Consider the following 24,759-nt stretch of genomic DNA (forward strand, 5'->3'; position numbering starts at 1 on the left):
AGTACGCTTGCGTGGCCGATCGGGTGCCCCTTTCTGGAAACGACCCGAGCATCACCTCCCGCTTGACCATCATCCCGGCGTTGTTATAAATACAAATCATTTGCATTCGTATTAGTATTTGGCGCTTTTGTCGAATTCAGCCGCATCCGGGTGCGGAGCCACGCACCAGAACAACAACAATCCAGGAAGTCTGTATGTCCATGCTTGATTCACTCGACAGGCACGCGAGCTTGCGCGCGCGTAATTCGACGCACTCGACGCACTCGACGCGCTCGGCACGCCCGCTGCCGATCCTGTCGCCAATAGCCATTGCCGCGCTGAGCTTCAGCCTTTCGCAGCCAGCGCAGGCACAGTCGCAGGACACAGCCGACGCGACCACGTTGCCGGCGGCTACCGTGGTGGCGGACCGCTCTGGGGAGGCCGTCAAGGTGGAACGGGTCAATAGCGGCGCGCTGGGCGACCGCAAGCCCGTGGATACCCCCTACTCCGTGGTGGCCGTATCGGGCGACGAGATCCAGCAACGCCTGGCGCAGACGGCCAACGACGTGTTCAAGTACGACCCGGCCGTGTCGGTGCTGGGCGATAACGCGCGGACCGAGAACTCCTATTTCGCTGTGCGCGGCATGCGCGTGGACCTGCTCAATGGCACCAAGGTAGACGGGCAGAATTTCGTCACGTGGGATGCCGACATGCCACTCGAGCCATTCGAACAGGTGGAACTGCTCAAGGGGCTGTCAGGCTTCATGTACGGCTTCGGCTCGCCCGGCGGCATCATCAACTATGTGGTGAAACGTCCGACGGACAAGCCGCTGCGAGAAGTCACGGTCGGCTATCAGGCCAACAGCGTCTGGAGCGAGAAAGTCGACCTCGGCGGCCGCTTCGGCGTGAATGATCGCTTCGGCTATCGGATCAATGCGGTCAACGAGGATGGCAACACCAACGAGCCAAACGTGCATGTGCGGCGCCAGGTCTTCTCGCTGGCCACGGATTTCCGCATCACCCCGGACCTCACATGGAATGCCGACGTCATGTACTGGAAGCGCAAGTCGCAGGGCACGATCTTCGGCCTGTCGTTCGCGTCGGACCTGTCCATCCCGCCCGCCAGCAGCGTGGCCCGGAATCTGGCACAGCCATGGTCGTCGCACGAAACCGACACACTTACCGTAGGCACCGGCGTGGACTACCGCATCAACGATGCCTGGCAGGCCAGCTTCAAGTATCGATTTGCGCGGCAGAACCGGCTTAACGCCGACAGCTTCCTGTACGTCACCAACAGTTCCGGGGATTTCTCTGACACCAACTACCGCTGGAAGACCGCCTACTACTACCAGGCGTACGACGCAATGGTGCAGGGCAAGTTCGAGACGGGTGCGATCAAGCACGATATCGTTGCCGGCATCGGCTACCTGTCGCAAGTGCGCGAACTCGACAACGGTCTTGGCGGCAATGGCATCCCCATGGGCACCAGCAATCTGTATAACCCGGTGCCGCTGCCCGAGCAGCCGGGCGTGGGCAAGGACTACATCCCGTACCGCGACTACAGGATTCAGCAGAAATCGGTCTACCTGAGCGACACAATCCAGTTCACGCCACGTTTTTCGGTACTGGCCGGCGTGCGCTACAACGACTTCACGCAGGACAACTACGATCCGTCGCAAGTCAAAACCTCGCACTACAGCGCGACTCCGTTCACCCCAACCGTTGCGCTGATGTACAAAACCGACGACTTCTCCACGGCGTATGTCAGCTACGTGGAGTCGCTGGAGCAAGGAGGCTCGGCGGGCGTCACCAATGTCAACGCCGGGCAGACCCATGGTCCACTCAAGAGCCGGCAGTATGAACTTGGCTTCAAGACCGACCGCGACAAGTGGGGCGCCAACGTCGCGCTGTTCCGCGTCGAAAAGGGCTACGAGTACACCAACTCGGCCAACTACTTCGTGCAGGACGGCAGCCAGCGTTTCACCGGTCTGGACACAAGCGGCTGGTTGCGCGTAGCACGCGATGTACGGCTGATGGGCGGTGTGCTGTGGCTCGACACGAAGACCTCTGGCGTGGACGATCCCCTGGTCAATGGCAAGCGCGTATTTGCCACGCCGAACTACATCGTGACGGGCCGCATCGAGTACGACACCCCGTTCGCCCCCGGCCTGACGCTGTGGACCGGCGCCAAGGTAACCGGCGAAATGTATGTCAATTCGGCTAACACGCAGCACATACCGTCATACACCACCGCCGATGTGGGCGCGCGCTACACCACGCGCATGGCCGGCAAGACGCTGACGGTGCGCGCCGTGGTCAATAATGTGTTTGGACGCCGGTACTGGACGACCACGTACGACGGCTTTGTCCTGCCAGCGTCAACACGCACGTTCCTGGCGAATGCGTCGCTTCAGTTCTGACGGACACGCGCACCGTAAGCATCCATTGGCTGCCCCGGCCCTGCCCCCTACCGCCTGAACTCAAATTTCGGCTGGCACTCGTGGTGGCGCTTCGAGGAAGCGCAAGGGTCGCCCCAGAGGAGTCATCCCGACGAGCGCTTCGTCCCGCACGACGATGTGGCCACGCACCACGGTATGGATCGGCCAGCCCGTAACACCGACGCCGTCATAGGGTGTCCACCCACTGACACTCGCGATCCAGTCGTTGCGAATGGTCCTGCGAGCCTCCAGATCGACCAGCGTCAAGTCGGCGTCGTAGCCAAGCGCGATACGGCCCTTCCCTTCGACACCGAAGATCCGGGCCGGGCCGGCGCTTGTCAGGTCGACGAATCGCTGAAGACTCAATTGGCCACGATGCACATGGTCGAGCATCACCGGCACCAGTGTCTGCACACCGGTCATGCCGCTGGGCGAAGCTGGATATGGACGACGCTTCTCCTCAAGCCTGTGAGGCGCATGGTCACTACCGATGACATCGACGACGCCCTCGCGAATTGCTTGCCATAGGGCGTCCCGGTGGCGACTTTCGCGCACTGGTGGATTCATTTGCGCCAGCGTCCCCAGCCGCTCGTAGCATTCTGGCGCCTCCAGGGTCAGGTGGTGCGGCGTCACTTCAACTGTCACGCGATCCTTCCGATCCGATAGGAAGGCAATCTCTTCGGCAGTCGAAACATGCAGGATATGAAGGCGCCGCCCAGTATCCCCGGCAAGCTTCACGATGCGCTGCGTGGCCAGCAATGCGCTGCTGGCGTCGCGCCAGACCGGGTGCTGGCGCACGTCGCCGCTCGACTCAGCGATGACCTTGCGGTCGCGCAGGCGGGCCTCATCCTCAGCATGCACGGCCATCCTGCGGCGACCGTGCGCCAGGATCCGACATAGCACCTCGTCTTCATCCGCCAGCAGGTCGCCGAACGAGCTGCCCATGAAGACCTTCACGCCAGCACAACCAGGCAGACTCTCCAGGTACTCCAGGTGCTCGGCATTCACCGACGACCCGCCGATGTAGAACGCGTGGTCGCACCACGCACGGCCCCGTGCCGCATCAAGCTTGGCCCGGAGATCCTCTGCACGCAATGTGAGCGGTTGCGTGTTCGGCATCTCGAATACCGCCGTGACGCCGCCCAGCACCGCACCGCGCGTGCCGGCCTCCAACGTCTCCTTGTGCGTCAAACCGGGCTCGCGGAAATGCACCTGACTATCGATAACCCCCGGCAGTACGTGCAGACCCTTCGCGTGGAGCGTGGCATCGGCCGTCCACGAGCGCTGGAGGTCTCCAAGCGCCACGATGCGACCGGCTGCACATGCGACATCGGCGCACTCGACACCGTTGGGGGTGACGATGGCCCCGCCGATCACCAGCAAGTCCGCATGGCGGCGTACCGATGGCAGCCCAACGCCGGGGACTGTTCCATCCGTCACGCTGTGTCCTCCACGATTGCGCGTGGCAGCGTGGAGCGTGGGAGCGACTGACATGTTTCAGAACTCGTTCTGGATGGCTTTGTATCCGCGCACCAACGCGTTGTTGGTCAGCGCGACATCTTCGGAAAACTCGCTGGCGTCGACGGACACCTTGGGGAGTGTGGCAAGGTCGGTGGATCGTCCAATGCGCATCGTCGACGGAACATGGAAGCCGGCCGGCAAATGGCAGCCATCGACCACGGCGTTGAAGCGCACCACGCAGCCGTCTTCCACAACGCAGTCGAACAGCACGCTGTTGAACCCGATAAACACCCCATTGCCGACCCGGCACGGACCGTGGACGATGGCACGATGCGCGATCGAGGTACGTTCCCCGATCGATACCCGCGCGCCAGACTTGGAATGGATGACGACGCCGTCCTGGATGTTGGAATGCGCGCCAATCAGGATCGGCTCAAGCTGCCCGTTGGCATCTACCTCGTCGGCACGAATCACCGCGTAGGGACCGATAAATACGTTCTCCGCAACAACGACCTTGCCGCACAGGACGGCCGTCGGGTCAACGAAGGCGCTCGGGTGAATCTGCGGCAGATCGCCGCTCGGGTTCTTTCTGATCATGTAGCGGATTCCTGGCGTGCTAATCCGCACGCGCGCGTTTTAACCGTTCGAACAACGCCGGGTCGCTCCATTGCGCCGTGATGGCTGGCGCGAAGACGATGGATTCAAGATCGATGCGTCCCATGCGGGGATTCTCGGCGTCCTCACGGAAACACTGCGCATAGCCGGTCTCCGTTTCATGGACGATGACGGAGTGCAATCGCACGTCACCCTCGCCATTGCGCAAGGCGGTTGTGGCTAGCACCGCATCCACCAACAGGAAGAACAACCTTGAAAATTGTTCGGCGCTTGGCGACACCGGTATCAACACCCAACGCTCTGAATGCTGGCGCATGGCCGCCAGATACGCTGGGTCGTCGCCGGCCCATAGCGTGACCGCATGGTCGAAGGCGTCGATCAGCGTAAACGCGCCGCCTTTGAGCAGGCCGAAGTCATAGACCATCTGTCCATGGTCGAGTGAGTGTGCCTCCAGCAGTAACTCGATCTTGTACGAATGCCCGTGGATGGAATGCGAGCAGCGCCTCGTGCTGCATCCGCGCACGATATGGGCGTTCTCGAAGCGGAAGAGCTTGCGAATCAGCATGGCTTCGTCACGTGCGCCCGCCGCCCTTATGCCGGAGTTCCATCGACAAGGGTCCAGGTACTCCCATTGGCCGTGTCGTGAACCAGGACACCGGCCGCGCCAAGTTCCTCACGCAGCGCGTCTGCCCGTGCGAAGTCGCGGCGCTTGCGGGCCTGCTCGCGCTCCGCGACCAGATGGTCAATCCGTGCCGCGTCCGCGGTAGTGGCGAGACCGTGGGTGACTGCTGGCCCGGCCAATCCCCGGAGCGCGAAGTCAGGGTCCTGCTGGAACAATCCGAGTAACCGTCCCGACGCCATCACCCGTGCCTTGGCCACGGATCGGCTGGCATCGGCACCTGCCTTTTCCAGCTCGGCGAGCAACACGTGGAGTCGCGCCAGCGCACCCGGAATGTTCAGATCATTGTTGAGGGCCGCGATTACCTCCTCGTCAGGCTCTTCGCCGGGCGAGATCTCGATGTGTTCGACTGCCTTCAGGCCCCGGTAGAAGCGCAACAGCGTCTGGCGCGCCGTCAACAGGCGCTGCGCGTTCCAGTCTAGAGGATGCCGGTAATGCGCCGAAAGCAGCGCCAGTCGTATCGCTTCCCCCGGCGCCTGACCCAGCAGATCGCGCAGCAGCAAAACGTTGCCGAGCGACTTGGACATCTTCTGACCGTCCACGGTAACGAAGCTGTTGTGAACCCAGGTGCGGCAGTACAACTCGCCATTCGCGCAAGTGCCCTGGGCAATCTCATTCTCGTGATGCGGGAAGATCAGATCCTGGCCGCCCCCGTGGATGTCGATCGTGCTTCCCAGGTGTTGCCCGATCATGGCTGAGCATTCGATATGCCAACCTGGCCGCCCGCGTCCCCATGGACTCGGCCAACCCGGAAGCTCGGCAGTGGACGGCTTCCAGAGGACAAAGTCCAGCGGATCGCGCTTGTACGGTGCGACCTCGACGCGCGCGCCGGCGAGCATGTCCTGTGGTCGGCGACCCGAAAGCTGGCCATACGCGGGAAAGGACGGCACGTGAAACAGGACATGATCCTGTTCGACATAGGCATTCCCGTTTGCGATCAGCCGCCGTATCAACGCAATGATCGCGGGGATGTGCTCGGTGACGCGCGGCTCCAGGTCAGGAACCAGCACGCCCAGCGCCCGCATGTCTTCGTGGTAGGCATCGATGTAGCGCGCAGTAATGGTGCCGATAGGCACGCCCTCCGCCGCCGCGCTCGCGTTGATCTTGTCGTCCACATCGGTGAAGTTGCGGGCGTAGACCACTTCTGCGTACTGCTCGCGCAGTAGCCGCGCCAGCACGTCGAAGACAACGGCCGGCCTGGCATTGCCGATATGCGCGAAGTTGTAGACCGTTGGCCCGCAGACATACATCGCGACGCGGCCCGGCTGCCCAGTCCGCAAGGGCTCCTTCTTGCGGGTCAGCGAGTTGTAGAGGCTGAGCGCGGAAGTCATGCGGCCACCTCCCGTGCATGCTTCGTCTGCAACGGCGCTGCCCAAGCCACCGCATCATGAGGATGGAGACTCTCAAGGTGCCGAACGTGAACCCTGGGATTTGCGAAACGTCCGTCCAGCGCAACCTGAATGCGGCGCGCCGCGTCTTCAACGAACATAAGATTCTGGCCATTCAGCGCGGCGAATGCCTGCTCATCGGCGCGCTTGACGGCAGTCTGTACTGGCGTGCCCAGCGCGCGCTCGATGTGGTCGACCAGGTCGAGAAGCCCCAGGTTCGGCAAATCAACGGCAACGTCCACGGTGATCGCCGCCTCACTGCGCTGGCTGTGCGGCGTCGCCAGCGTGCCGTGTTGCCGCAACCAGGCCAAGACTCTGGCGACGTCGACTCGACGCTCATGCGCGAACGCCTTCTCAAACCCTTGCTCTACCAGTTGCCGGGCCAACGCCGCGGAGCACGGGCAAGTCGACGAGTAGCCTGCCGTGATCCGGCCCGTCAGCGCAAAGACATTGCCGACCAGCGATGCGTCCAACCGCACCGGATACGACTTCCATCCTGCAATGCCTTCCGTGACCAATGCGGAGCGACGGACTAGCAGATCAAAACGCAGGCGTAGCCGCGCGCTGCCTGTCTCGCAATCGCGATGACTGTCCACCATCGCTTCAAGCAACTGCCGTATGCGGATGGGCGAAAGCCCCTCGCCGTCGTCCAGCGCATCCAGCAGCGCGTACAGGCGAGACATATGGATCCCCTTGACCCTGGGCGCGGGCAGGTCGACATGAAGGTCCGCGCGGGCGTGTAACTGGCGCCGATAGCCAGGCTCGACAAGCCTGATTGGCAGGTCAATGCCCTGCATGCCGACCCACTCCAGCGGGGTGAAGGTCGGGGAGACGTCGGTCAGGGAAACGTCGGGAAGGGCTGCGCTCATGCTTTCGTTCGGATTGGGAAGGCATCCCCAATGTCCTAGGCGCATGGGGAGCCCAAAGTGTCAGGGCCAGTCAGGAAAGGGGTTGTGCCAGGTGGCCCACGCATCGGGACCCTGCGCCATCTCGTCGTCCGTCAACAGGCAGGCGTCCAGACATCTACGAAGTTCGAGCTCGCCCATGTCGACACCAATCAGCACGATTTCCTGACGCGCATCGCCGACGCTGTCGTCCCATTTGGCGCGAATCAAGGCAACGGACTCCGGGTCGTCCGGCCAGCGCTCGGGCGGCACCGCGGCCCACCAGTAGCCTGCCGGACCGTGCCTGGCAACGGCGCCAGCCTGAGACCAGGTTCCTGCGAGCGTCGGATGGCTTGCCAGCCAGAAGAACCCCTTTGATCGCACCACACCCGGCCATTCGGCCGCGACAAACGCGTGGAAGCGTTGAGGATGAAATGGTCGACGGGCGCCGTAGACGAAGCTGCGAATGCCGTATTCCTCCGTCTCAGGCATGTGCTGGCCGCGCATTTCCTGTAACCAGCCGGGCGCTTTCGATGCTTCCTCGAAATCGAACAAACCCGTGCCGAGCACCCGCTCGAGTGGCACCCGGCCAAACTCGGCGATTTCGATTTGTGCCCTGGGGTTGAGGGCACGCAGCATGGCCAGGAGGCGCTCGCGGTCCGCGTCGGCGATCAGATCGACCTTGTTCAAGACCAGCACATCACAGAATTCGACCTGATCGATCAGGAGGTCTACGACGGTGCGCGTATCCTCTTCGCCCAGTGACTCGCCGCGCGATTGCAGACTGTCGCGCGAACCGTAGTCCCGGAGGAAATTGAAGGCGTCGACCACCGTGACCATGGTGTCCAGATGAGCAACCTCATTGAGACTGCGGCCATCTTCGCCTTCGAACGTAAAGGTCTCCGCCACCGGCAGGGGCTCCGAGATCCCGGTAGATTCGATAACCAGTTGGTCGAATCGCCCTTCCCTGGCCAGCCGGTCGACTTCCAGCAGAAGATCTTCGCGCAGCGTGCAGCAGATGCACCCGTTGCTCATCTCCACCAATGTCTCTTCCGTCCGCGAAAGATTGGCGCCGCCATCCCGGACAAGCGCCGCATCGATGTTGACGTCGGACATGTCGTTGACGATCACCGCGACGCGACGACCCTCACGGTTATGGAGGATGTGATTAAGCAAGGTGGTCTTGCCCGCGCCGAGGAAGCCCGAGAGCACGGTGACAGGAAGCTTGGCTGGAAGCATGGGGATTTGGTTTGCCCGCAAGGCATCCTGCCAAATGCGGGCGATCTGTTAATGCAACATTGTTGCAAACAGATCTTAAATGCAACCATGTTGCATTTCAAGCCAAATCTTCAAAGTCCCCAAAGCGACGAGCGTGGCAACACCAACAGCGCCGTCGGAGTCGGGGCCAGCTTGTAGCGATCGAAATCGACATGCGGGCCCCGCCGCCTCCTTCTATCTGCGTTGCCTGAATGCAACTTGGGCTGATGTCCCGTACTGCCAGGCGATCTGCCACAGCATCGTGGCACGAAATGCGAAGACCGAGGCATCAGATGTCAACTGCATGGGGAAAAAGGCCTGCAGCATGGATCCTCCCGTCATCGATCACGTATCCGAAGTGGGTAACTCCATTCTTCAGCGCAGAATCATTGGTCTGATGGCAGCGGGCCATCGCCTCGTTACGGTGCGATCACCGATTACCCGGCATGTTGTGCACGTTGCCGTGATGACCCCAGAGAACGCCTCCATCATCGATCGCATCCCACTCTGGCGAGCCAAGCGGCTCATCCACGCAGGCGCGATCGTTCCAGATACCGGCAACCTCGATTCAGCAAATGAGTTGCTGCTGTCGAGAACTGCAAATCGAGATCGATTTGGCTAGTTCGCGTGCTGCCTGGCCCCATGGTCACTCTCAATGCCAGGCAGTCCCCACCTGGACATATATGGCGTTCTGATCCTTGCTGTGCGCGACATCGAGTCCCATAGCAAGTCCAAGCCTTCTGGCTATCAGGTATCGGAAGCCCATCCCTACGCTGACCACGTTTTCCGCGTCCGAGAAAGATTGGCGGCCGTAAGCCTTGCCGAGTCCCGAGAATCCAAGGACAGACCAACGCGGCTTGATATCCCAACGCAATTCGACCTCCGTCGCAATGGCGTTGCGGTCCTGGTAACGCGCCTTCTTTACGCCACGAAGGTCAATATAGGGCTGAACAAAGAACGGTACGTCTCCTGTCGAGAAACGCGTGTCCGCTCTCAGTCCCAGGACAATTGACTTGCCAAGAGGTAGCCAGGTGTAGCCGCGCGCCGCATACATGTTGTAGTTCTGCGTGCTACCTATACCGTCGCGAGCGAATTGGGTTTCGATTTCGGCAAAGCTGCCACGGTTAGGGAAGAAAATGTTGTCCCGAGAATCGTAGTCGATCACAAGGCTCGCCGCGCTGATACGCTGATCCCGACCTTGACCGGTGACGTCAGACGGGTTCTGTCCGAACTTGAACGTCGCGTTGGCATCGAAAAAGATATAGCGTGGCCCAGCGAACCATCGGCTGTTTCCAATGCGGACCAGTAGCTGCTGGAAGAGTCCGACCCCATCCAGTTCATACGCACGCGCCTGATTTGCCACGCCAAAGTAATCCAGATTCGCATCGACTTTGGCGACGCCACCAAGATAGCGGTATCTGTCGTTGTCCCAGCTATGGAAGTGCGCGACCGCACCTGCCCACGTACCGTTATCGGTGTAAGCACCCCCGAGCACCGTGATGTTCGGCGGCGCCCGCTCCTGCCCAAGCTCTTTCGCTCGTGTCTCGCTTTCCGCGAGGGACTCGGAGAAGAACAGGAGCCCGATACCGACACCGAATCCGACCGCCGGCTCGGTAATCACAAACGGGACGGGCAACGCACCCTTGTGTTCGAGCAGATAGTTGCTGAGATCAAACGCCCCGTCTTCCGGGTCGCGAAAGCTCGGCGAGCTCGATTGCGCACTCGCACAAATCGGGATGAACGGGAGCAGCAAGGATATGGCTGCCAGCAGTAAGGAACTTCGCCTGAAAGCGACATCTCTCATACGCCCACCCAGATCCGTAGTTCGCTTCAATTTCCGCGTGTCTTCAACATAGAAATCCGATCAATTCCTTTCGTCTATTGGACCAAGGACCATTGCCGGCCGCGTGCGTGCAACCTGTATGTGCGTCAATGGCTCGCGTCTGGCCGGAGGGCCCGTCTCAAGTGCTGAAGCGGCCATCGGCAAGGCGCAGCCTGGCGGGACAATGCCACGCGCGAGAAGTACGGCTGAAGCATGGTCGGCGCTAGCGCGACAACATCAAAACGCTTCGTTGATCTGAAAATAGACGCCCTTCGTGTTGCGGCCGACACCTGCGTCAAAGCGAACGTTCACGCGCGGCTTGAATTCGAAACGGTATCCGACACCAGCATTCGGCAGCCAGTGCGCGGAAGTGAGCGCGCCCGGATTGGGAGCCACGGCCCCTGTACCGACCCAGAACACCATGCCCTGCCGCCCAACGATGTGCCATCTGTACTCCGCCTGAACGCCTGCCATGACCTTGTCCCGAAATTGGCCAAGAAAGTAGCCGCGCATGCGCTTGTTGTTACCGAGCGTCGCCATCATGTCCCACGGCACATCCCCAAAATTGAAGTTCCCGTAGAGATCGAACGCCAGCACATCGCGCTCTCGCATCCGGAAATACTTGTTGGCGGTGATCTCGAGATTCTCCATGTCGGTATCGCTGCCCAGTGCACGCCGATACACCGTGGCATTGGCCAGCAGCGACTCGCCACGGTAGGGATTCGGGATGAAGTCGCGGGTGTCATAGGAGAAGTGCGCGCTGATCCCGGAACTCAACACGCGCGGACCGTGTGGATCTGTCGCCAGCGCGCTTTCCGCGCCACGTTCGAGTTTGGTGGCGTTGTCGTACTGCAGGCTATATCCAGCCCCTATATAGACGTTCGGCGCGACCCGGAACAGGATCTTTGGCTGTAGCGCCACGGTTTGGCGCGTATAAGCTTCCTTGTTGGCGCTGTCGATGGCGTTGCTGTAGCCGATACCCCAATATGCTGTCGGCATATTGATAAGGTCCGCTTCAATCGTGACGCGGTAGCTGTCGTCCGCAAAGAAGGTATTGTTTTCGACCGATATGCCGTAAGCCCCCTTGACCGTGCCGAAGCCGCGGATCGACAGCGTGGAGAGTTGCGTCTCCGCCTCCGCACTCTTGGGCTTGTAGAGTCCGATCGCTGCCGCCCCTATCCCGAACCCCATCTCCGGGTTATAGAACGGCCCGGGCAGGACGCCCCAGTCGATGCCCTTGCTTACGTCCACCTCCTTGGACGCGCCGAGCTTGTTGAGAAGCCTGTCAATCCACCCTTGCTTCTCACTGTCGTCTGGTTGATTGACCTCGGCCGAGATGGCTGTAGCGCACCACAGGCCGATCACGAGTATGCAGATGGTCTGTGGATGCGAGCGCATGAAGTCTTTCTAGAAGCGGAAGAAGCCGGTCGCAATAATATTGTTCCGGTTGTATCCGTAACCGAACTCCATGATGAACCCCAGACTGCGGTTGACTGCCCAGCTCACGCCTGCCGATCCACTCCAGGCCCCGACCACACTCTGATTGATTTCGTAGTTCAAGCGCGCTGTCTGGCCGCCAGCATCCTGGATCGGGACGTCAAAATGGCCGGTGATCTTGGCATGAGTCCTGAAATAGGTCACACCGACAAATGGCGTCAACAGACCGAGGCCCGGACCAAGGCGAAAATTCCAGCCGATGCGTGGGCCGATGTTGATGGACTGCACAGGCGTCTCTGACATCGTAATGTCCGAAACGGTATAGGTTACGGGCAAGGAGAAAAAGAGCTGCTTGTACGTGCCAACCAGCGTAAAGCCACCACCGAAGGTGTGGCCGCTATAGTTCGCGAATTGCGTGGGCAGCTTGATGGGGTTGGAACACTCCGGACGGGGCCGACTGCCGCCGCAGCCGATATTGATGCCGAAGAACTGCTGCAAGTCCGTTTTAGACGAAAACGAAATATCGATCGCCCCATTCCCCTCGATCGTGCCGAGCATCCCATAGACGTTCAAGAACGGAAATATCCACGCCCCGAGCTGGAACTGGTTTGAGACGTTGTGAAGTTTGGATTGCTGAAACTGGACGAAATCCGCTGCGCGTAGAGGATTGCTCCCTGCGGAAACCGCGAGGTCGCTAAGCTGATACCGCTGGTATCCGTTGTAATAGGAATAGCCGATGTTGTATGGATTCGGAAGGTTGTAGCCTTTATCGATCACGCGCTGCGCAAAGAACGGTAGTGCTCTGTCCCACTCCTTCGGTGCTTCTGGCGCGGGCTCCGCCGTACCTACCGGTCCCACGATGCCCCGATAGGGTCCAGACTCCGTGTCGGGGCTGGCCGTAGCCGCTCCGGCACCGCCGTCACTGCCTGCAGTCCAGGCGTGCGCCGCGAATGCACTGGCGGCAAACGCCAAGAAGACAAGGTAGCGTGGGACCACTCCGCGCAATACTGATCTGCCCATGTGACATTTCCGTCCGGTCGCCAACTCCGCGTTACGTCTGCGCCCCCGTGTGGGGGTCGATCGTGTAGCCCTTTGGAGCAGTCGAGCCGTTTGAGGCGGTGCTGGCGCACATCCTGGTCTGCAGATGAACGTTGCACGCAGCACAAGACGTCGGGTGAATATCGTCTGACAGAACGACAGAACGCGAAACCCGACGTCCCCGGCACCAGTAGCGCGAGTGGCTTTTGTCAGCGGTTGAAGTCCAGCACGATGCGGCCTTCGATCTGGCCGGCCTTCATGCGGTCGAAGATACTATTGATCGAGTCCAGTTTTTCCGTGGATACCGTGGCTTTCACCACACCGCTGGCGGCAAATTCGAGCGCTTCCTGCAGATCGCTACGCGTGCCGACAATGGAGCCACGAATAGTGATGGCCTTGAGCACCACGTCGAAGATCGGGGTGGGGAAGTCTCCCGGAGGCAGGCCGTTCAGCGAGATCGTGCCACCGCGTCGCACCATGCCGATAGCCTGCGAGAACGCCTGCGGCGAGACTGCGGTGACCAATACACCGTGTGCGCCGCCAATTTCCTTCTGCAAGAAAGCAGCAGGGTCGGTAGTGCGAGCATTGATTGCAACTTCGGCACCGAGCTTGCGCGCGAAAGCGAGCTTCGCGTCGTCAATGTCGACGGCGGCCACGCGCAGGCCCATTGCCTTCGCATACTGCACGGCCACGTGACCCAGACCGCCGATTCCCGAGATCACCACCCACTGTCCTGGCCGTGTGTCTGTGACTTTGAGACCCTTGTACACCGTCACCCCAGCGCACAAGATCGGCGCGATCTCGATGAAGTCGACATTCTTCGGCAGCAGACCGACATAGTTCGGATCGGCCACCACGAACTCGCCGTAGCCACCGTTGACGGAGTAGCCGGTGTTCTGCTGCTTCTCACACAGCGTTTCCCAGCCCTGGAGGCAGTGCTCGCAGTAACCGCAGGCGCTGTAGAGCCACGGCACGCCGACGCGATCCCCTTCCTTCACGCGTTTGACATTGGCACCAACTGCCGACACGAATCCCACGCCTTCATGGCCGGGAATGAATGGCAGCGACGGCTTGACCGGCCAGTCGCCCTGCGCCGCATGCAGATCGGTGTGGCAGACGCCGGACGCTTCGATCTTGACCTGGATCTGGCCAGGGCCAGGCTGCGGCACGGGCACTTCGTCGATAGTCAGAGGTGCGCCGAACGCGCGCACGACTGCGGCTTTCATCATGGCTGGCATATGTGGCTCCTTCTACAGGTGGCGCGTCGTCGACAGCGGGAAACATGCCATAGGCACGCGGCGTCCGACGCCAGAGTCATGATATGAATCAGGATCCGGATGGTCCAGAACTGAACACGGACTGTGGATCGAGACCGTGGCCCCGGACTACCAGAACCCCAGAATCTTCCACCAGATACCGCCTACCACGGCGAAGATGACAAGTTCAAAGACACACATCACCGCGCCGACCCGCCACCATTGCCCCATCGTCACATACCCGCTGCCGAATATGATCGGCGATGTGCCCGTGGCATAGTGGGTCAGCGTCATCATGATCGCCGAGCCGGCGGCCATCATCAGCATGAAAGGTGCGATATAAGCCGACGGAATCAACTGCGCGCCCACTGTCAGAAAGGCCAGCATCATCGCGCTGATATGGGCAGTGGTACTTGCGAACAGGTAATGAGAAAACACGAACGCCAGGACCAATATGGCGGCAATCGAGAGCCAACCCATTCCACTGGCGGCAATGGCATCGCGCATATCGGCCGAGAACCACGCGATCACGCCAAGCTTGTTGAGTTGCTCCGCGAGCATTACCAGAGCGCCAAACCAGATCAGGGTGTCCCAGGCGCTCTTTTCCGATAACACATCGTCCCAGTCGATCGTGCCGGTAATAATCAACGCGAACAGGCCGAGAAAGGCGACCACCGTCGGGTCGAGCGTGAACGTCGGCCCCCAGATCATTGCCGGCACGTTGGCCCACAGAACCAGCATCATGGCGAAGACACCAATCATGACGCGCTCTTTGCCACCCAGGGGGCCCATGCGAGCAAGCTCACCCCTGGCGTATTCGATCGCATTGGGGGTCGCCTTCAGTTCGGGCGGACAGAGCACGCGAATGACAAGCGGCATCAGAAGCAGGCAGACGAGGCCGGGCAGCAGCATGCACAGCGCCCAGGTGGTCCAGCTCAGGTGAAGCGACTGGCCACTGGCCTTGGCCACGTAGTCGACGACCAGGGGGTTCGGCGCGGTGGCGGTCACAAACATGGCCGACGTGATCGGGTTGGCGTGGTAGTTGACCAGTGCCAGATAGGTACCAACCTTTCCCTGAGTCCCGTTAGCCGGATCAGAATCGAAGGCGCCGGCAATCGACCGCATGATCGGGTGCACAATGCCGCCGCCGCGCGCGGTGTTGCTCGGCGTGAATGGCGCCAGTACCAGCTCGCAGATCGCCAGCCCGTAACCAATGCCGACCGTCCGCTTGCCCAATAGCGCGATGAACATCAGGCCGATGCGACTGCCCAACCCCGTCTTCTTCAGGCCGCGCGAAATCAGGATGGCCACAACGATCAGCCAGATCAGCGGACTATCAAAACTGCTCAGCGCATCGGCAATGGCGCCCTTGGACGAGTTCGAGGTCACTTGCGCCAGTGACACGATCACGATTGCCATCATTGCCATCACACCGATCGGCATCACCTTGAGAATGATGGCGACGATCGTGGTCAGAAAGATGGCGACCAGATCCCAAGCGTTGTCCTTCAAACCAGCCGGCGTCGGTGTGAGCAGCAGTGTGACAAGCACAACCGTGGTGATGATGGCCGGCGTCAGCCGGAAAGGCACCACGGACATGAAGTAGCGATATGTCGCGACGATCTTGGCGAACATCTCCGAACCTCCTCGAAAAGGACACGGCGAAATGAAGACAGCCAAAGTCTCCGCGTCTGCCGACACGAACTTCTGACACGAACAGCTCTACCCGGCTGTGCCGCGCACTTCCTACACTCAGAAAATCCTGATTGAAGGACTCCGCCAGCGGAAGTGAATCTTTTCGAAAATTGGATGAAAAAACTAAAAACCTGGAATCCTTCGGCCGTGATGCCGGGAAGACGGCGGCCTGCCGTCAGGGATCAGGCTCGCCCGACGAAAGGCGCGACGGTTCATCTTGCAGCGCCGGCTGCACACTATTTTGGAAGCGCCCCGCGTGGACATATGATTGATCGGGGCGCCGGCTGGTGAGAGTCAATATGCACGTGGGACCGAGCATCCACGCGTGCCGCAAGCAGCACCTTGCCTGCGTATGCTGACTTCGCGCGACAAATCGCCTTTGGCATGGGGGAAGATCGGCCACGTCCAGGTGAGTGAACAAGTCATTTCTGACCAATCAGTAGACGTTTCATCAGCGGGAATCATGGGCCATTCACAGAGTTCAGCTACTTACTGGTCGATGGATCGGCGCATGAAGAAGTCGTGGCTTCGGCGGGCGTTACCTATTCTGGCCCTGCTGGTGGCCATAGATATCCTGGTGAATGTATGGCAGTCCTACTATGACTTTCGTGCAATCAACGCCCTGGCCGCCCGGCTACTGGATGTGCAATCTTCCCTGATGGCCGGACGTATTGCAGATCAGTTTCGCGACGTAACTGCGTTAACGAGCGGAACGGAGCGTCTGCTCGATACGGGCACACTCACGGACGCCACACTTGTCAATCTCACCGAGGCTCTGGATAACCCATTGAGACGCGCGCTGATCGGGGTGTTCGATCCGCAGGGTGAGCATCTGCTTGCCAGTTCCCGTCCAGGCTTCATGAACGAAGTGCCGCCGCTTGACCAGATTTTGGCAAGCGTGCGAGCCAATCCGTCAAACGCCGTCATACTCCCCGTCGCGTGGGGCGAGCGTGGCGCGGTCGTGGTCGCCAAAGGGCATCAGAACCGGGCGATCAACCTTGATGCGGTGGTCGTCATCATCCTGACCTACGAACGCCTTGTGCTTGACGGCGTGAACCTGGCACCCGGCACCTCCGTTCTGCTATTGGATAGCGAACACCGCCTGGTGATGCGTGATCCGGAGCATCCGACACTAGCCGTTGGACAGGTCCTGCGCGAAGCTCGCGGGTGGGCCGGACCAACAACCGCAACGCAATATGCTTCCTCGCAAATCGACGGTATCGAGCGTTTGGTGTCCACACGAAGCATTGCGACACGGCTGACCCCCGACCACTGGACGGTGGCGGTCGGATATTCGGTCAGCGATTTCCGGGAGGGCTTCTGGCGGAGCACCTACATCAATGCGGCCGGCGCCGCTGTCATGCTTCTCATGTTGGTGAGTGGCATTCTGCTGATCCTCCACGAGCGTCGTCTGCAGGATCGGGTCGAGAGGTTCGCGAGCATGGTGTCAACCATCGTCAAGAACATGCCGACGCCCGTTGCCGTAGTCGACCATGACACGGAACAGATCCTCCTGACTAACGAAGCCCTACTCGCTGACTTCGGCGCTGTGGCCGGAGCGGGGCAATCATTCTCCCGGCTCTTTGCGAACGCCGCAGACTGGTCGCAGGTATGTACGACCCGTATGGATGAAGCCATTCCCATGCTCACGCGCGACGGAACGCGATACATGCTGGTGCATTGTGCTCAGCTTGAGTTTGGAGGTGAATCAGTCGCGTCAAAAGCGGTACTTGTCACACTGGTCGACGTCAACAGCCAGCAACAGATGCTCAAGGAGTTGCGAACCCAAGCCGACCTCGATGCACTGACCGGGCTCGCCAACCGCCGCTATTTCGAAAACGCAGCCCAGAAGGCAGTCATGCACGCGCGCAAGCAAGGCAGTGCCTTGTCGATACTCGCGCTTGATCTTGATCTATTCAAGCGGGTGAATGATACCTACGGCCATGCCGCTGGCGATCGCGTTTTACAGGTGGTGGCGCGGCAATTCGAGGGCGCATTGCGCAGCACTGACCTTGGCGCGCGAATTGGCGGAGAAGAGTTCACCGCAATCCTGTTCGATACGGCACTGGGACAGGCGCAGGTGATCGCCGAGCGCATCCGCGCCGCCATCCAGAATACGCCGATCATTCTTGAGTCCGGAGAAGCAATCACGCAGACCGTGAGTATTGGCATCGCGGCGTACCGCGAGGGCGAATCCGACCTCGCGGCAGCGCAGGAACGGGCGGACGCCGCCCTCTACAGTGCCAAGGCAGCGGGGCGAAACCGAGTCCATGTGTATGTGCCCGAGACGTCTGCGCCCCAGGACGCCGGCTAGGTACCGAATGTCGGTTTGACCATCGCAAACGGCCGCCTGGCCTGGGTGGCTCTGGATACGCATGGGGTGCGGACGACAAATGTAGGCAGAGAGCCTCACACAGGCATCACATTGCAGACGAAGCGCCTGAGACTATTCTTACTCTGATCCTCTGCTTTCCTGGCACTTGAAGGTGCGGCGCTCACCCGCTTTTCAGCCGACCCTTGGCTCCCTGCCGTCCATCCTGGGGTACGAAATGATCAAGCGCATCACAGTTGTTTCGGCTTCGATTGCCCTTGGGTGTCTCGCGACGGTCGTCCCGGTCCTCACCAGCCTCTATGTCGCGAAAAAAGATGTCGAGCGACGAGAGCGTGCCGAGATTAAGGACTTCGCCAATAAGGCGATCATGCGCGCGGAAGTTGTCACGTCCCAGGCCTTTGCCGCCCTCAATGATCTTGACCAACAGCCGGGTGCGCCTTGCTCGCCCCCCAACCTCGAACATGCGGCACGCGTGATCTACAACTACCGGTACGTCCAGGATGCCGGTGCATACGCCGATGGGCTATACCTCTGCTCGCCACTGCTCGGCGACGTGCGCGCGAAGGATCTAACGTTGCCTCCCCCGGATTATCAGAACAATGAGGGGTACTCCATGTGGTTCAGGCGGAAGAGTCCGCTTAGCAACGAGCGCAATGACCTCCAGATCGGGCGCAACGGCCGTTACGTCTCCATCGATCGCGGCTCCTACGTCGACCTGATCGACCCGGCCAAGCGTCCCATCGCGGCAATCCAAACCACCACAGGAACGCTGATCGCCGTCTCAACCGGCGCCGACCCAGGCGACATGCTCAACGCCTGGAAGCAAAGTGGCAACGTGAAGAGTGACGAATGGAATTACGCCGTAGCCCAGTCTTCAACACGACAGATCGCCGTCGTTGTGAAATCCCCGCGCAGCAGTATCGCCGGCAACTGGCCGAAGTTGCTGGCTGCCTGGCTTTCCATTGGCGTCACTGCGGGCGCATTGCTTGGATGGCTTGCGTACAAACGCATCTCCTGGCAGTTCTCATTCCCGGCAACCCTTGAATGGGCCATTTCACGGCGCAAGATCGACGTTGTCTATCAGCCGATCATCCGCATCGCCGACAACGAATGCGTAGGCGTCGAGGCGCTCACGAGGTGGACCCTTCACGGTCAATCGATCTCACCCGAGGTATTTGTGCGAGTCGCCGAGGAAAATAACCTCATCCAGTCTTTGACAGACGCCGTCCTCGAGAAAACCATCGCGCAGCTTGGCAAGATGCTCGTCGCGAATCCGACGTTCTATGTCTCGATCAATGTGAGCAGCGAGGATCTGCGCAGCGTACGCTTCCTTAACCAACTCACGTCGTCGCTCGCTGGGACGGGCATCGCCCCCCGGCAGATCCGAATCGAAGCGACGGAGCGCAGTTTCATGAATACGGAAGAGACACGAGGTGTCATTGCCGCGTTCAGGGCAGCGGGCCATCCCATCTACATTGACGACTTTGGAACGGGATACTCGAGTCTGTCTTATCTGCAGTCCTTCGAGATTGACGTTCTGAAAATCGACAAGTCGTTCGTCGACACGATCGAGCAGGACACCGCCTCAAGTGTTGTCGCTCCCCACATTATCGCGATGGCTCATGACATGGGCTTGGAAATCGTCGCTGAAGGTGTGGAGTCGGCGGTTCAGGTCGCATGGCTCCTCGAAAGAGGCGTGCATTATGCGCAGGGCTGGTATTACGCCAAGGCGATGACGGCGAGCACACTCGCACCATGGCTTAGCAGAGCTCATGCGCCACGCCAGGCAGTCAGCGTCGCGACAATCTAGAAGACCAACGCGCATCGACGCCCTTGGCATGATTCGGCGAGACGGCAAGGCGCCTAGAGAGCATTGCACTGAAAACGTGACGGGCCGAAAGAGCCTGGAGCGCAATCACTCCGATCTGGTCGTCGTAGGGTGTCCGTGAGCCTTTGATCTGGACCCTCTCCTCAGCCGCGCCCCCGAAGCGCCTGGCGCCCTTCTCTCTCGCGCCCAGGATACCGCCGCAAGGGACGCGCTCAGAGATGGCGATAGAGTACGGGCCCGGTCCAATGGGCGGGCCGGGCAACGAGCGAAACGCGTGGGACTTTTGAGGGACCAGAGAGGGACGCGAAGGGGTGCAGCGAAGGACCACAACCTACGGCCAGAGAATCGCACCCCAGAAAAAACAAAACCCCGGAAGACCGCGATCTTCCGGGGTTCGCCGCCAATACGATGTAGTGGCGGAGACGGAGGGATTCGAACCCTCGATCCAGGTTTTGGCCCGGATGCTCCCTTAGCAGGGGAGTGCCTTCGACCTCTCGGCCACGTCTCCCAAACTTGCGTTGTGCGAGGGAGCCACACAACGAAGCGCGTATTCTAGCGAGGGTGCCGCTACTGGTCAATGAAAATTCGATGACCCGCAGCAAAAAATGCCACGCCCCGCCAGAACGTTTTCAGTTCCGGATCACGCCTGATCCAGTTCGAACACCTTGTGCAGCGCGCGCACGGCGAGCTCCATGTACTTCTCGTCGATCAGCACCGAGATCTTGATTTCCGACGTGGAGATCATCTGGATGTTGATGCCCTCTTCCGACAGCGTGCGGAACATCTTGCTGGCGATGCCCACGTGCGAGCGCATACCCACGCCCACCACCGACACCTTCGACACCTTCGGATCGCCCGACACGCTCTCGGCGCCAATATGGCCCTTCACGTTGTCGTTCAGGATCGTCAGCGCACGCTGGTAGTCACCACGCGGCACGGTGAACGTGAAGTCGGTCTTGCCGTCCACGGACTGGTTCTGGATGATCATGTCGACGTCGATGTTGGCGTCGGCGATCGGGCCCAGGATCTGGTAGGCAATGCCCGGCTTGTCCGGCACGCCAAGGACAGTGATCTTGGCTTCGTCACGGGCAAAGGCGATGCCGGAGATGACGGCTGCTTCCATTTCAGACTCTTCCTCAAAAGTAATCAGCGTGCCCGAATGCATTTCCTGTTCGAGCGGCATCAGGGGGTCGGTCAGCGACGACAGCACGCGCGTCTTCACGCGATATTTGCCGGCAAACTCCACCGAACGGATCTGCAGCACCTTCGAACCCAGGCTGGCCATTTCCAGCATTTCCTCGAAGGTGATCTGGTCCAGGCGGCGGGCGTCTTCGACCACGCGCGGATCGGTCGTGTACACGCCATCCACGTCGGTATAGATCAGGCACTCGTCGGCTTCAATCGCCGCGGCAATGGCCACGGCCGAGGTATCGGAACCGCCGCGACCCAGCGTCGTGATGTTGCCGTCGCCGTCGATGCCCTGGAAACCCGTGACCACGACCACCTTGCCGGCGTCGAGGTCACCCAGGATGCGCTCGTCATCGATCGATTCGATGCGGGCCTTGGTATAGGACGAGTCCGTCTTCACCGGCACCTGCCAGCCCGTGTAGCTGACCGCGTCGATGCCTTCGCCGTGCAGCGCGATGGCCAGCAGGGCCACGCTGGCCTGCTCGCCGGTCGACGCCAGCATATCGAGTTCACGCGGGTCCGGCTGCGCGGAGATTTCCTTGGCAAGGCCCAGCAGGCGATTGGTTTCGCCCGACATGGCCGAAGGCACCACGACAACGCGGTGACCGGCGCGGTGCCACTTGGCCACGCGCTTGGCGACATTCTTGATGCGTTCCGTGGAACCCATCGAAGTGCCGCCGTATTTGTGAACGATGAGAGCCATCTTCTTATCGACGCCAGCGATTGTGCAAAGCCAATGAAATTACACGAAGAGTGGCTGCCCGTAAAGGCCAAAGGGGATAAATCCGGCAAAAACACCGCAGATTTTGCATCATTTTCTTGTGAAAATAATTCACAAGTCGAAATGATACTGTCCCCATTTTCCGCCGGAAACCGGGAGATTAGCCGCGCAGATCGGGCCGCGCGAGCCACTCCACACGCCACCGCGGGGCATGTGGCGCATCGTTGGGCCAGCGACGATGCATGCCCAAACCAGCCGCCAGGACCAGCACATCGGCACTCCATAGCAGCGGCAGATGCGCTCGCCGCCATGCGGGAATATCCGCCTCCTGATAGGCCTGTTTCAGCGCTCGCGCCGGGCCACCCGGACGCAGGACGATGCGCTCGCCCCCTGCCCTGCCAGCCAGCCTCAACGGCACGCGCAGCACAGACTCGGGCACACCAAAGGTGTCATCACGCTCGAAGTGCAGTTCGCCACGCCATGCCGGCACGACGATGCGCGATTCGCCGCGCCACTCGAATACAAACGGCGCCGGCATTCCAGCGGGCACGGCTGGGCAGGCCAGCAGCCGGTCACGGAAACGTCGCAGCACCAGGCCATCGTGCGCGATGGCCGGCTCGCCACCTTGATGCTGGATGAGTTGGGCCCGCATCGCGGTCAGGCGCGCCGTCGACGGCGGCTGGGTGCCGAGATCGCGCAGCCAGTGGCGCAGCACGGCATCCGCGTGCTCGGACGGCAAGGCGCGCAGGCCCGCGAGATCAAGTTCCGAAATGGTGTCGGCATCGCGCCCGGCGCAGACCAGCGAAGCCAGCGATTGCGCGGCCAGCGCATCGAGCATGCCGGCCGCCTGTGCGAAATGCGTGGCGGCCTGGGCCACGTTCTCATAGAGGGCCGGAAACGCCTGTAGTAGTGCAGGCAATTGCACGCGCAGCGCATTGCGCGCGAAACGCGTGTCCGCGTTCGAGGGATCGTCGATCCAGCGCAACCCCTGCCGCGCGCAGTAATCGTCGATCTCGGTGCGTGTTACACCGAGCCATGGCCGCACCAGTTGAATGTCGCCCCGATCATCGAGCGGGCGTCGCGCGGGCATTCCAGCCATACCGGCCACACCCGTTCCACGGAACAGGCGCAGCAGCACGGTTTCCACCTGATCGTCACGATGATGCGCGAACAGCAGCAGCCGTGCGCCCTGCTCGCGACACATCCGGCCCAGCGCCTCATGGCGAGCCCGCCGCGCCGCGGCCTCTATGCCCTCGCCCGTCGCCGCCTGCACCGTCACGCGCGCGCTGACCAAGGGCACCTGCAGATCGCCGCACAGCGCGGCGCAGAATCGGTCCCAGTCATCAGCCTGCGCCTGCAGGCCATGGTGCACGTGCAGCGCCACCAGACGCGCAAGCGGCCACGTGGCGGCCAGGGCTTCCCGCGTGGCATGGAGCAGCGCCACGGAGTCACGGCCACCTGACAGCGCCACCGCGACGGTCACGGGCTGCCCGACGGCGGCCAGTTGGCTACCAGTCTCCAACCGCCTATCGCCAGAAACAACAAAGGCCGCACTGGCCTGTAGAGCCTGTGCGACCTTGTCGGTCAGACGCGCGATCAGTTGCGTCGAATTCCCTGCGCTCACATCATTCCTGGGCGCCGGTTTCCTTGAACTTGCCATAGGCCATCAGTCGCTCGTGACGACGCGCCTGCAGTTCCTTGACGCTCATGCCCTGGAACTGGCGCAGCGATTCGGCCAGTGAGCGCTTGAGCATCGTCGCCATGCCCTTCGCATCGCGATGCGCGCCACCCAGCGGCTCGCTCACGATCTTGTCGATCAGGCCCAGCGCCTTCAGTCGATGAGCAGTCAGACCCAGTGCCTCGGCGGCTTCAGGCGCCTTCTCGGCAGTCTTCCAGAGAATCGACGCGCAGCCTTCCGGCGAAATCACTGCGTAGGTTGCGAACTGGAGCATCTGAACCACGTCGCCGACGGCGATCGCCAGCGCGCCACCCGAACCGCCTTCGCCGATGATCGTCGCGATCAGGGGCACCTTCAGGCCGGCCATGACATAAAGGTTGTGGCCGATGGCCTCGGACTGGCCGCGCTCTTCGGCGTCGATGCCCGGGAATGCGCCCGGCGTGTCGACGAACGTGAAAATCGGCAGGCCGAACTTGTCGGCCAGTTCCATCAGGCGCTTGGCCTTGCGGTAACCCTCGGGCTTGGACATGCCGAAATTACGCAGCGCGCGTTCCTTCGTGTCTCGGCCCTTCTGGTGACCGATCACCATGCAAGCCTGGCCGTTGAAGCGCGCCAGACCGCCCACGATCGACAGATCGTCGGCAAACGCACGGTCGCCGTGCAGTTCATGGAAGTCGGTGAAGATCTCGCGCACATAGTCCAGCGTGTACGGACGCTGCGGATGGCGCGCGATCTGTGCCACCTGCCACGGGGTCAGGTTGGCGTAGATGTCCTTGGTCAGCTGCTGGCTCTTGCCGGCCAGCCGGGAAATCTCTTCGGAAATATCGACAGCCGAGTCGTCCTGCACAAAACGCAGTTCTTCGATCTTTGCCTCGAGCTCGGCAATCGGCTGCTCGAAATCCAGGAAGGTGGTTTTCATAAAAACGCGGACCTGTCTGTGAAGGGGCGCATTCTACCGGAAAAAATACCGTTTCCGACCGCCCAGGAAGTTGATTTCTGCGCACAAATCGCAGAAATTAACGCCGTTTTTGCTCCAAATTTACCCTACCGCACTCCTGCCGTA

The 24,759-nt window shown here is 60.9% G+C and carries 18 protein-coding genes and 1 tRNA gene; 4 read left to right on the forward strand and 15 right to left on the reverse strand.

All coding sequences use genetic code 11. The annotated features are described in order from the left end of the window. Positions 1–194 precede the first annotated feature (194 nt). The gene (locus tag RN01_RS11345) at positions 195–2,399 is read left to right on the forward strand and encodes a TonB-dependent siderophore receptor (protein ID WP_024569179.1); all 2,205 of its coding nucleotides are present in this window, start codon (positions 195–197) and stop codon (positions 2,397–2,399) included. Positions 2,400–2,459: 60 nt separating this feature from the next. Here the strand turns inward: RN01_RS11345 and RN01_RS11350 are convergent, their stop codons facing one another. Genes RN01_RS11350 through zigA form a run of 6 tightly spaced genes read right to left on the reverse strand, consistent with a single transcriptional unit; the run spans position 2,460 to position 8,683 of the window. Continuing rightward, positions 2,460–3,857 carry a dihydroorotase gene (locus RN01_RS11350; RefSeq protein ID WP_017515046.1) on the reverse strand — a complete coding sequence of 466 codons (1,398 nt, stop codon included), beginning with the start codon at positions 3,855–3,857 and terminating at the stop codon, positions 2,460–2,462. Positions 3,858–3,914: 57 nt separating this feature from the next. Then, the gene (locus tag RN01_RS11355) at positions 3,915–4,475 is read right to left on the reverse strand and encodes a hypothetical protein (protein WP_008650594.1); all 561 of its coding nucleotides are present in this window, start codon (positions 4,473–4,475) and stop codon (positions 3,915–3,917) included. Positions 4,476–4,494: 19 nt separating this feature from the next. Then, a complete protein-coding gene (locus RN01_RS11360) occupies positions 4,495–5,058 on the reverse strand; it encodes a 6-carboxytetrahydropterin synthase (protein WP_017515045.1) in 564 nt (187 codons plus the stop codon). A 26-nt stretch (positions 5,059–5,084) separates the two neighbouring features. After that, positions 5,085–6,503 (reverse strand): cysteine--tRNA ligase, encoded by a 1,419-nt coding sequence (gene cysS / locus RN01_RS11365; protein ID WP_024569178.1) that lies wholly within the window; start codon positions 6,501–6,503, stop codon positions 5,085–5,087. Then, positions 6,500–7,429, reverse strand: coding sequence for a GTP cyclohydrolase FolE2 (folE2, locus tag RN01_RS11370; protein WP_017515313.1), 930 nt, complete (start codon positions 7,427–7,429; stop codon positions 6,500–6,502). The genes cysS and folE2 overlap by 4 nt, the downstream gene beginning before the upstream one ends. A gap of 60 nt (positions 7,430–7,489) precedes the next feature. After that, the gene (gene zigA, locus RN01_RS11375) at positions 7,490–8,683 is read right to left on the reverse strand and encodes a zinc metallochaperone GTPase ZigA (protein ID WP_024569177.1); all 1,194 of its coding nucleotides are present in this window, start codon (positions 8,681–8,683) and stop codon (positions 7,490–7,492) included. Positions 8,684–9,026: 343 nt separating this feature from the next. Here zigA and RN01_RS33885 point away from each other — a divergent pair, with 343 nt between their 5' ends. After that, complete coding sequence (locus tag RN01_RS33885) at positions 9,027–9,323, forward strand: hypothetical protein (protein WP_017512040.1); 297 nt, start codon at positions 9,027–9,029, stop codon at positions 9,321–9,323. A gap of 30 nt (positions 9,324–9,353) precedes the next feature. Here RN01_RS33885 and RN01_RS11380 read toward each other — a convergent pair whose 3' ends face one another. From RN01_RS11380 to RN01_RS11400, 5 genes are all read right to left on the reverse strand, one after another. Next, positions 9,354–10,505, reverse strand: coding sequence for a BamA/TamA family outer membrane protein (locus RN01_RS11380; protein ID WP_017512039.1), 1,152 nt, complete (start codon positions 10,503–10,505; stop codon positions 9,354–9,356). Positions 10,506–10,760: 255 nt separating this feature from the next. Next, positions 10,761–11,921, reverse strand: a complete 1,161-nt coding sequence (locus RN01_RS11385) for a BamA/TamA family outer membrane protein (RefSeq protein ID WP_017512038.1) — start codon at positions 11,919–11,921, stop codon at positions 10,761–10,763. A gap of 9 nt (positions 11,922–11,930) precedes the next feature. Continuing rightward, a complete protein-coding gene (locus tag RN01_RS11390; protein ID WP_017512037.1) occupies positions 11,931–12,980 on the reverse strand; it encodes a hypothetical protein in 1,050 nt (349 codons plus the stop codon). A 227-nt stretch (positions 12,981–13,207) separates the two neighbouring features. Then, complete coding sequence (adhP, locus tag RN01_RS11395) at positions 13,208–14,236, reverse strand: alcohol dehydrogenase AdhP (RefSeq protein WP_017512036.1); 1,029 nt, start codon at positions 14,234–14,236, stop codon at positions 13,208–13,210. Positions 14,237–14,383: 147 nt separating this feature from the next. Beyond that, on the reverse strand, positions 14,384–15,889 hold the full coding sequence (locus RN01_RS11400; RefSeq protein WP_017512035.1) for a DASS family sodium-coupled anion symporter: 1,506 nt from the start codon (positions 15,887–15,889) through the stop codon (positions 14,384–14,386). 412 nt (positions 15,890–16,301) lie between these two features. Between RN01_RS11400 and RN01_RS11405 the strand changes: the two genes are divergently transcribed. Both RN01_RS11405 and RN01_RS11410 read left to right on the forward strand, forming a co-directional pair. Continuing rightward, positions 16,302–18,263 carry a diguanylate cyclase gene (locus RN01_RS11405; RefSeq protein WP_029699609.1) on the forward strand — a complete coding sequence of 654 codons (1,962 nt, stop codon included), beginning with the start codon at positions 16,302–16,304 and terminating at the stop codon, positions 18,261–18,263. Positions 18,264–18,498: 235 nt separating this feature from the next. Beyond that, on the forward strand, positions 18,499–20,091 hold the full coding sequence (locus RN01_RS11410) for an EAL domain-containing protein (protein WP_024569176.1): 1,593 nt from the start codon (positions 18,499–18,501) through the stop codon (positions 20,089–20,091). 432 nt (positions 20,092–20,523) lie between these two features. On the opposite strand, the gene RN01_RS11415 is transcribed toward RN01_RS11410, so the two are convergent. The 4 genes from RN01_RS11415 to RN01_RS11430 all read right to left on the reverse strand — a co-directional run bounded on the left by RN01_RS11415 (position 20,524) and on the right by RN01_RS11430 (position 24,615). Next, positions 20,524–20,617 (reverse strand) — tRNA-Ser (locus RN01_RS11415). A 132-nt stretch (positions 20,618–20,749) separates the two neighbouring features. After that, on the reverse strand, positions 20,750–22,000 hold the full coding sequence (locus RN01_RS11420) for an aspartate kinase (RefSeq protein ID WP_008644554.1): 1,251 nt from the start codon (positions 21,998–22,000) through the stop codon (positions 20,750–20,752). A 178-nt stretch (positions 22,001–22,178) separates the two neighbouring features. Continuing rightward, positions 22,179–23,678: a tRNA lysidine(34) synthetase TilS gene (gene tilS, locus RN01_RS11425; RefSeq protein ID WP_369799839.1), complete on the reverse strand. Its 1,500-nt coding sequence runs from the start codon at positions 23,676–23,678 to the stop codon at positions 22,179–22,181. Then, on the reverse strand, positions 23,644–24,615 hold the full coding sequence (locus RN01_RS11430) for an acetyl-CoA carboxylase carboxyltransferase subunit alpha (RefSeq protein WP_008644552.1): 972 nt from the start codon (positions 24,613–24,615) through the stop codon (positions 23,644–23,646). Before RN01_RS11430 ends, tilS begins: the two co-directional genes overlap by 35 nt. Between the last annotated feature and the right edge of the window lie 144 nt (positions 24,616–24,759).

The sequence above is a fragment of the Cupriavidus sp. SHE genome (assembly GCF_000812445.1).
Lineage (GTDB): Bacteria > Pseudomonadota > Gammaproteobacteria > Burkholderiales > Burkholderiaceae > Cupriavidus > Cupriavidus metallidurans.

Bases quoted from the DNA above. Each gene is read 5' to 3' on its own strand.
- folE2 (WP_017515313.1), bottom strand. From the start codon at position 7,429: ATGAGCGCAGCCCTTCCCGACGTTTCCCTGACCGACGTCTCCCCGACC.
- zigA (WP_024569177.1), bottom strand. From the start codon at position 8,683: ATGCTTCCAGCCAAGCTTCCTGTCACCGTGCTCTCGGGCTTCCTCGGC.
- RN01_RS11385 (WP_017512038.1), bottom strand. From the start codon at position 11,921: ATGCGCTCGCATCCACAGACCATCTGCATACTCGTGATCGGCCTGTGG.
- RN01_RS11410 (WP_024569176.1), top strand. From the start codon at position 18,499: ATGATCAAGCGCATCACAGTTGTTTCGGCTTCGATTGCCCTTGGGTGT.
- RN01_RS11405 (WP_029699609.1), top strand. From the start codon at position 16,302: ATGCTGACTTCGCGCGACAAATCGCCTTTGGCATGGGGGAAGATCGGC.
- RN01_RS11355 (WP_008650594.1), bottom strand. From the start codon at position 4,475: ATGATCAGAAAGAACCCGAGCGGCGATCTGCCGCAGATTCACCCGAGC.
- cysS (WP_024569178.1), bottom strand. From the start codon at position 6,503: ATGACTTCCGCGCTCAGCCTCTACAACTCGCTGACCCGCAAGAAGGAG.
- RN01_RS11380 (WP_017512039.1), bottom strand. From the start codon at position 10,505: ATGAGAGATGTCGCTTTCAGGCGAAGTTCCTTACTGCTGGCAGCCATA.
- RN01_RS11400 (WP_017512035.1), bottom strand. From the start codon at position 15,889: ATGTTCGCCAAGATCGTCGCGACATATCGCTACTTCATGTCCGTGGTG.
- RN01_RS11430 (WP_008644552.1), bottom strand. From the start codon at position 24,615: ATGAAAACCACCTTCCTGGATTTCGAGCAGCCGATTGCCGAGCTCGAG.
- RN01_RS11360 (WP_017515045.1), bottom strand. From the start codon at position 5,058: ATGCTGATTCGCAAGCTCTTCCGCTTCGAGAACGCCCATATCGTGCGC.
- adhP (WP_017512036.1), bottom strand. From the start codon at position 14,236: ATGCCAGCCATGATGAAAGCCGCAGTCGTGCGCGCGTTCGGCGCACCT.
- tilS (WP_369799839.1), bottom strand. From the start codon at position 23,678: ATGGCAAGTTCAAGGAAACCGGCGCCCAGGAATGATGTGAGCGCAGGG.
- RN01_RS11390 (WP_017512037.1), bottom strand. From the start codon at position 12,980: ATGGGCAGATCAGTATTGCGCGGAGTGGTCCCACGCTACCTTGTCTTC.
- RN01_RS33885 (WP_017512040.1), top strand. From the start codon at position 9,027: ATGGATCCTCCCGTCATCGATCACGTATCCGAAGTGGGTAACTCCATT.
- RN01_RS11420 (WP_008644554.1), bottom strand. From the start codon at position 22,000: ATGGCTCTCATCGTTCACAAATACGGCGGCACTTCGATGGGTTCCACG.
- RN01_RS11345 (WP_024569179.1), top strand. From the start codon at position 195: ATGTCCATGCTTGATTCACTCGACAGGCACGCGAGCTTGCGCGCGCGT.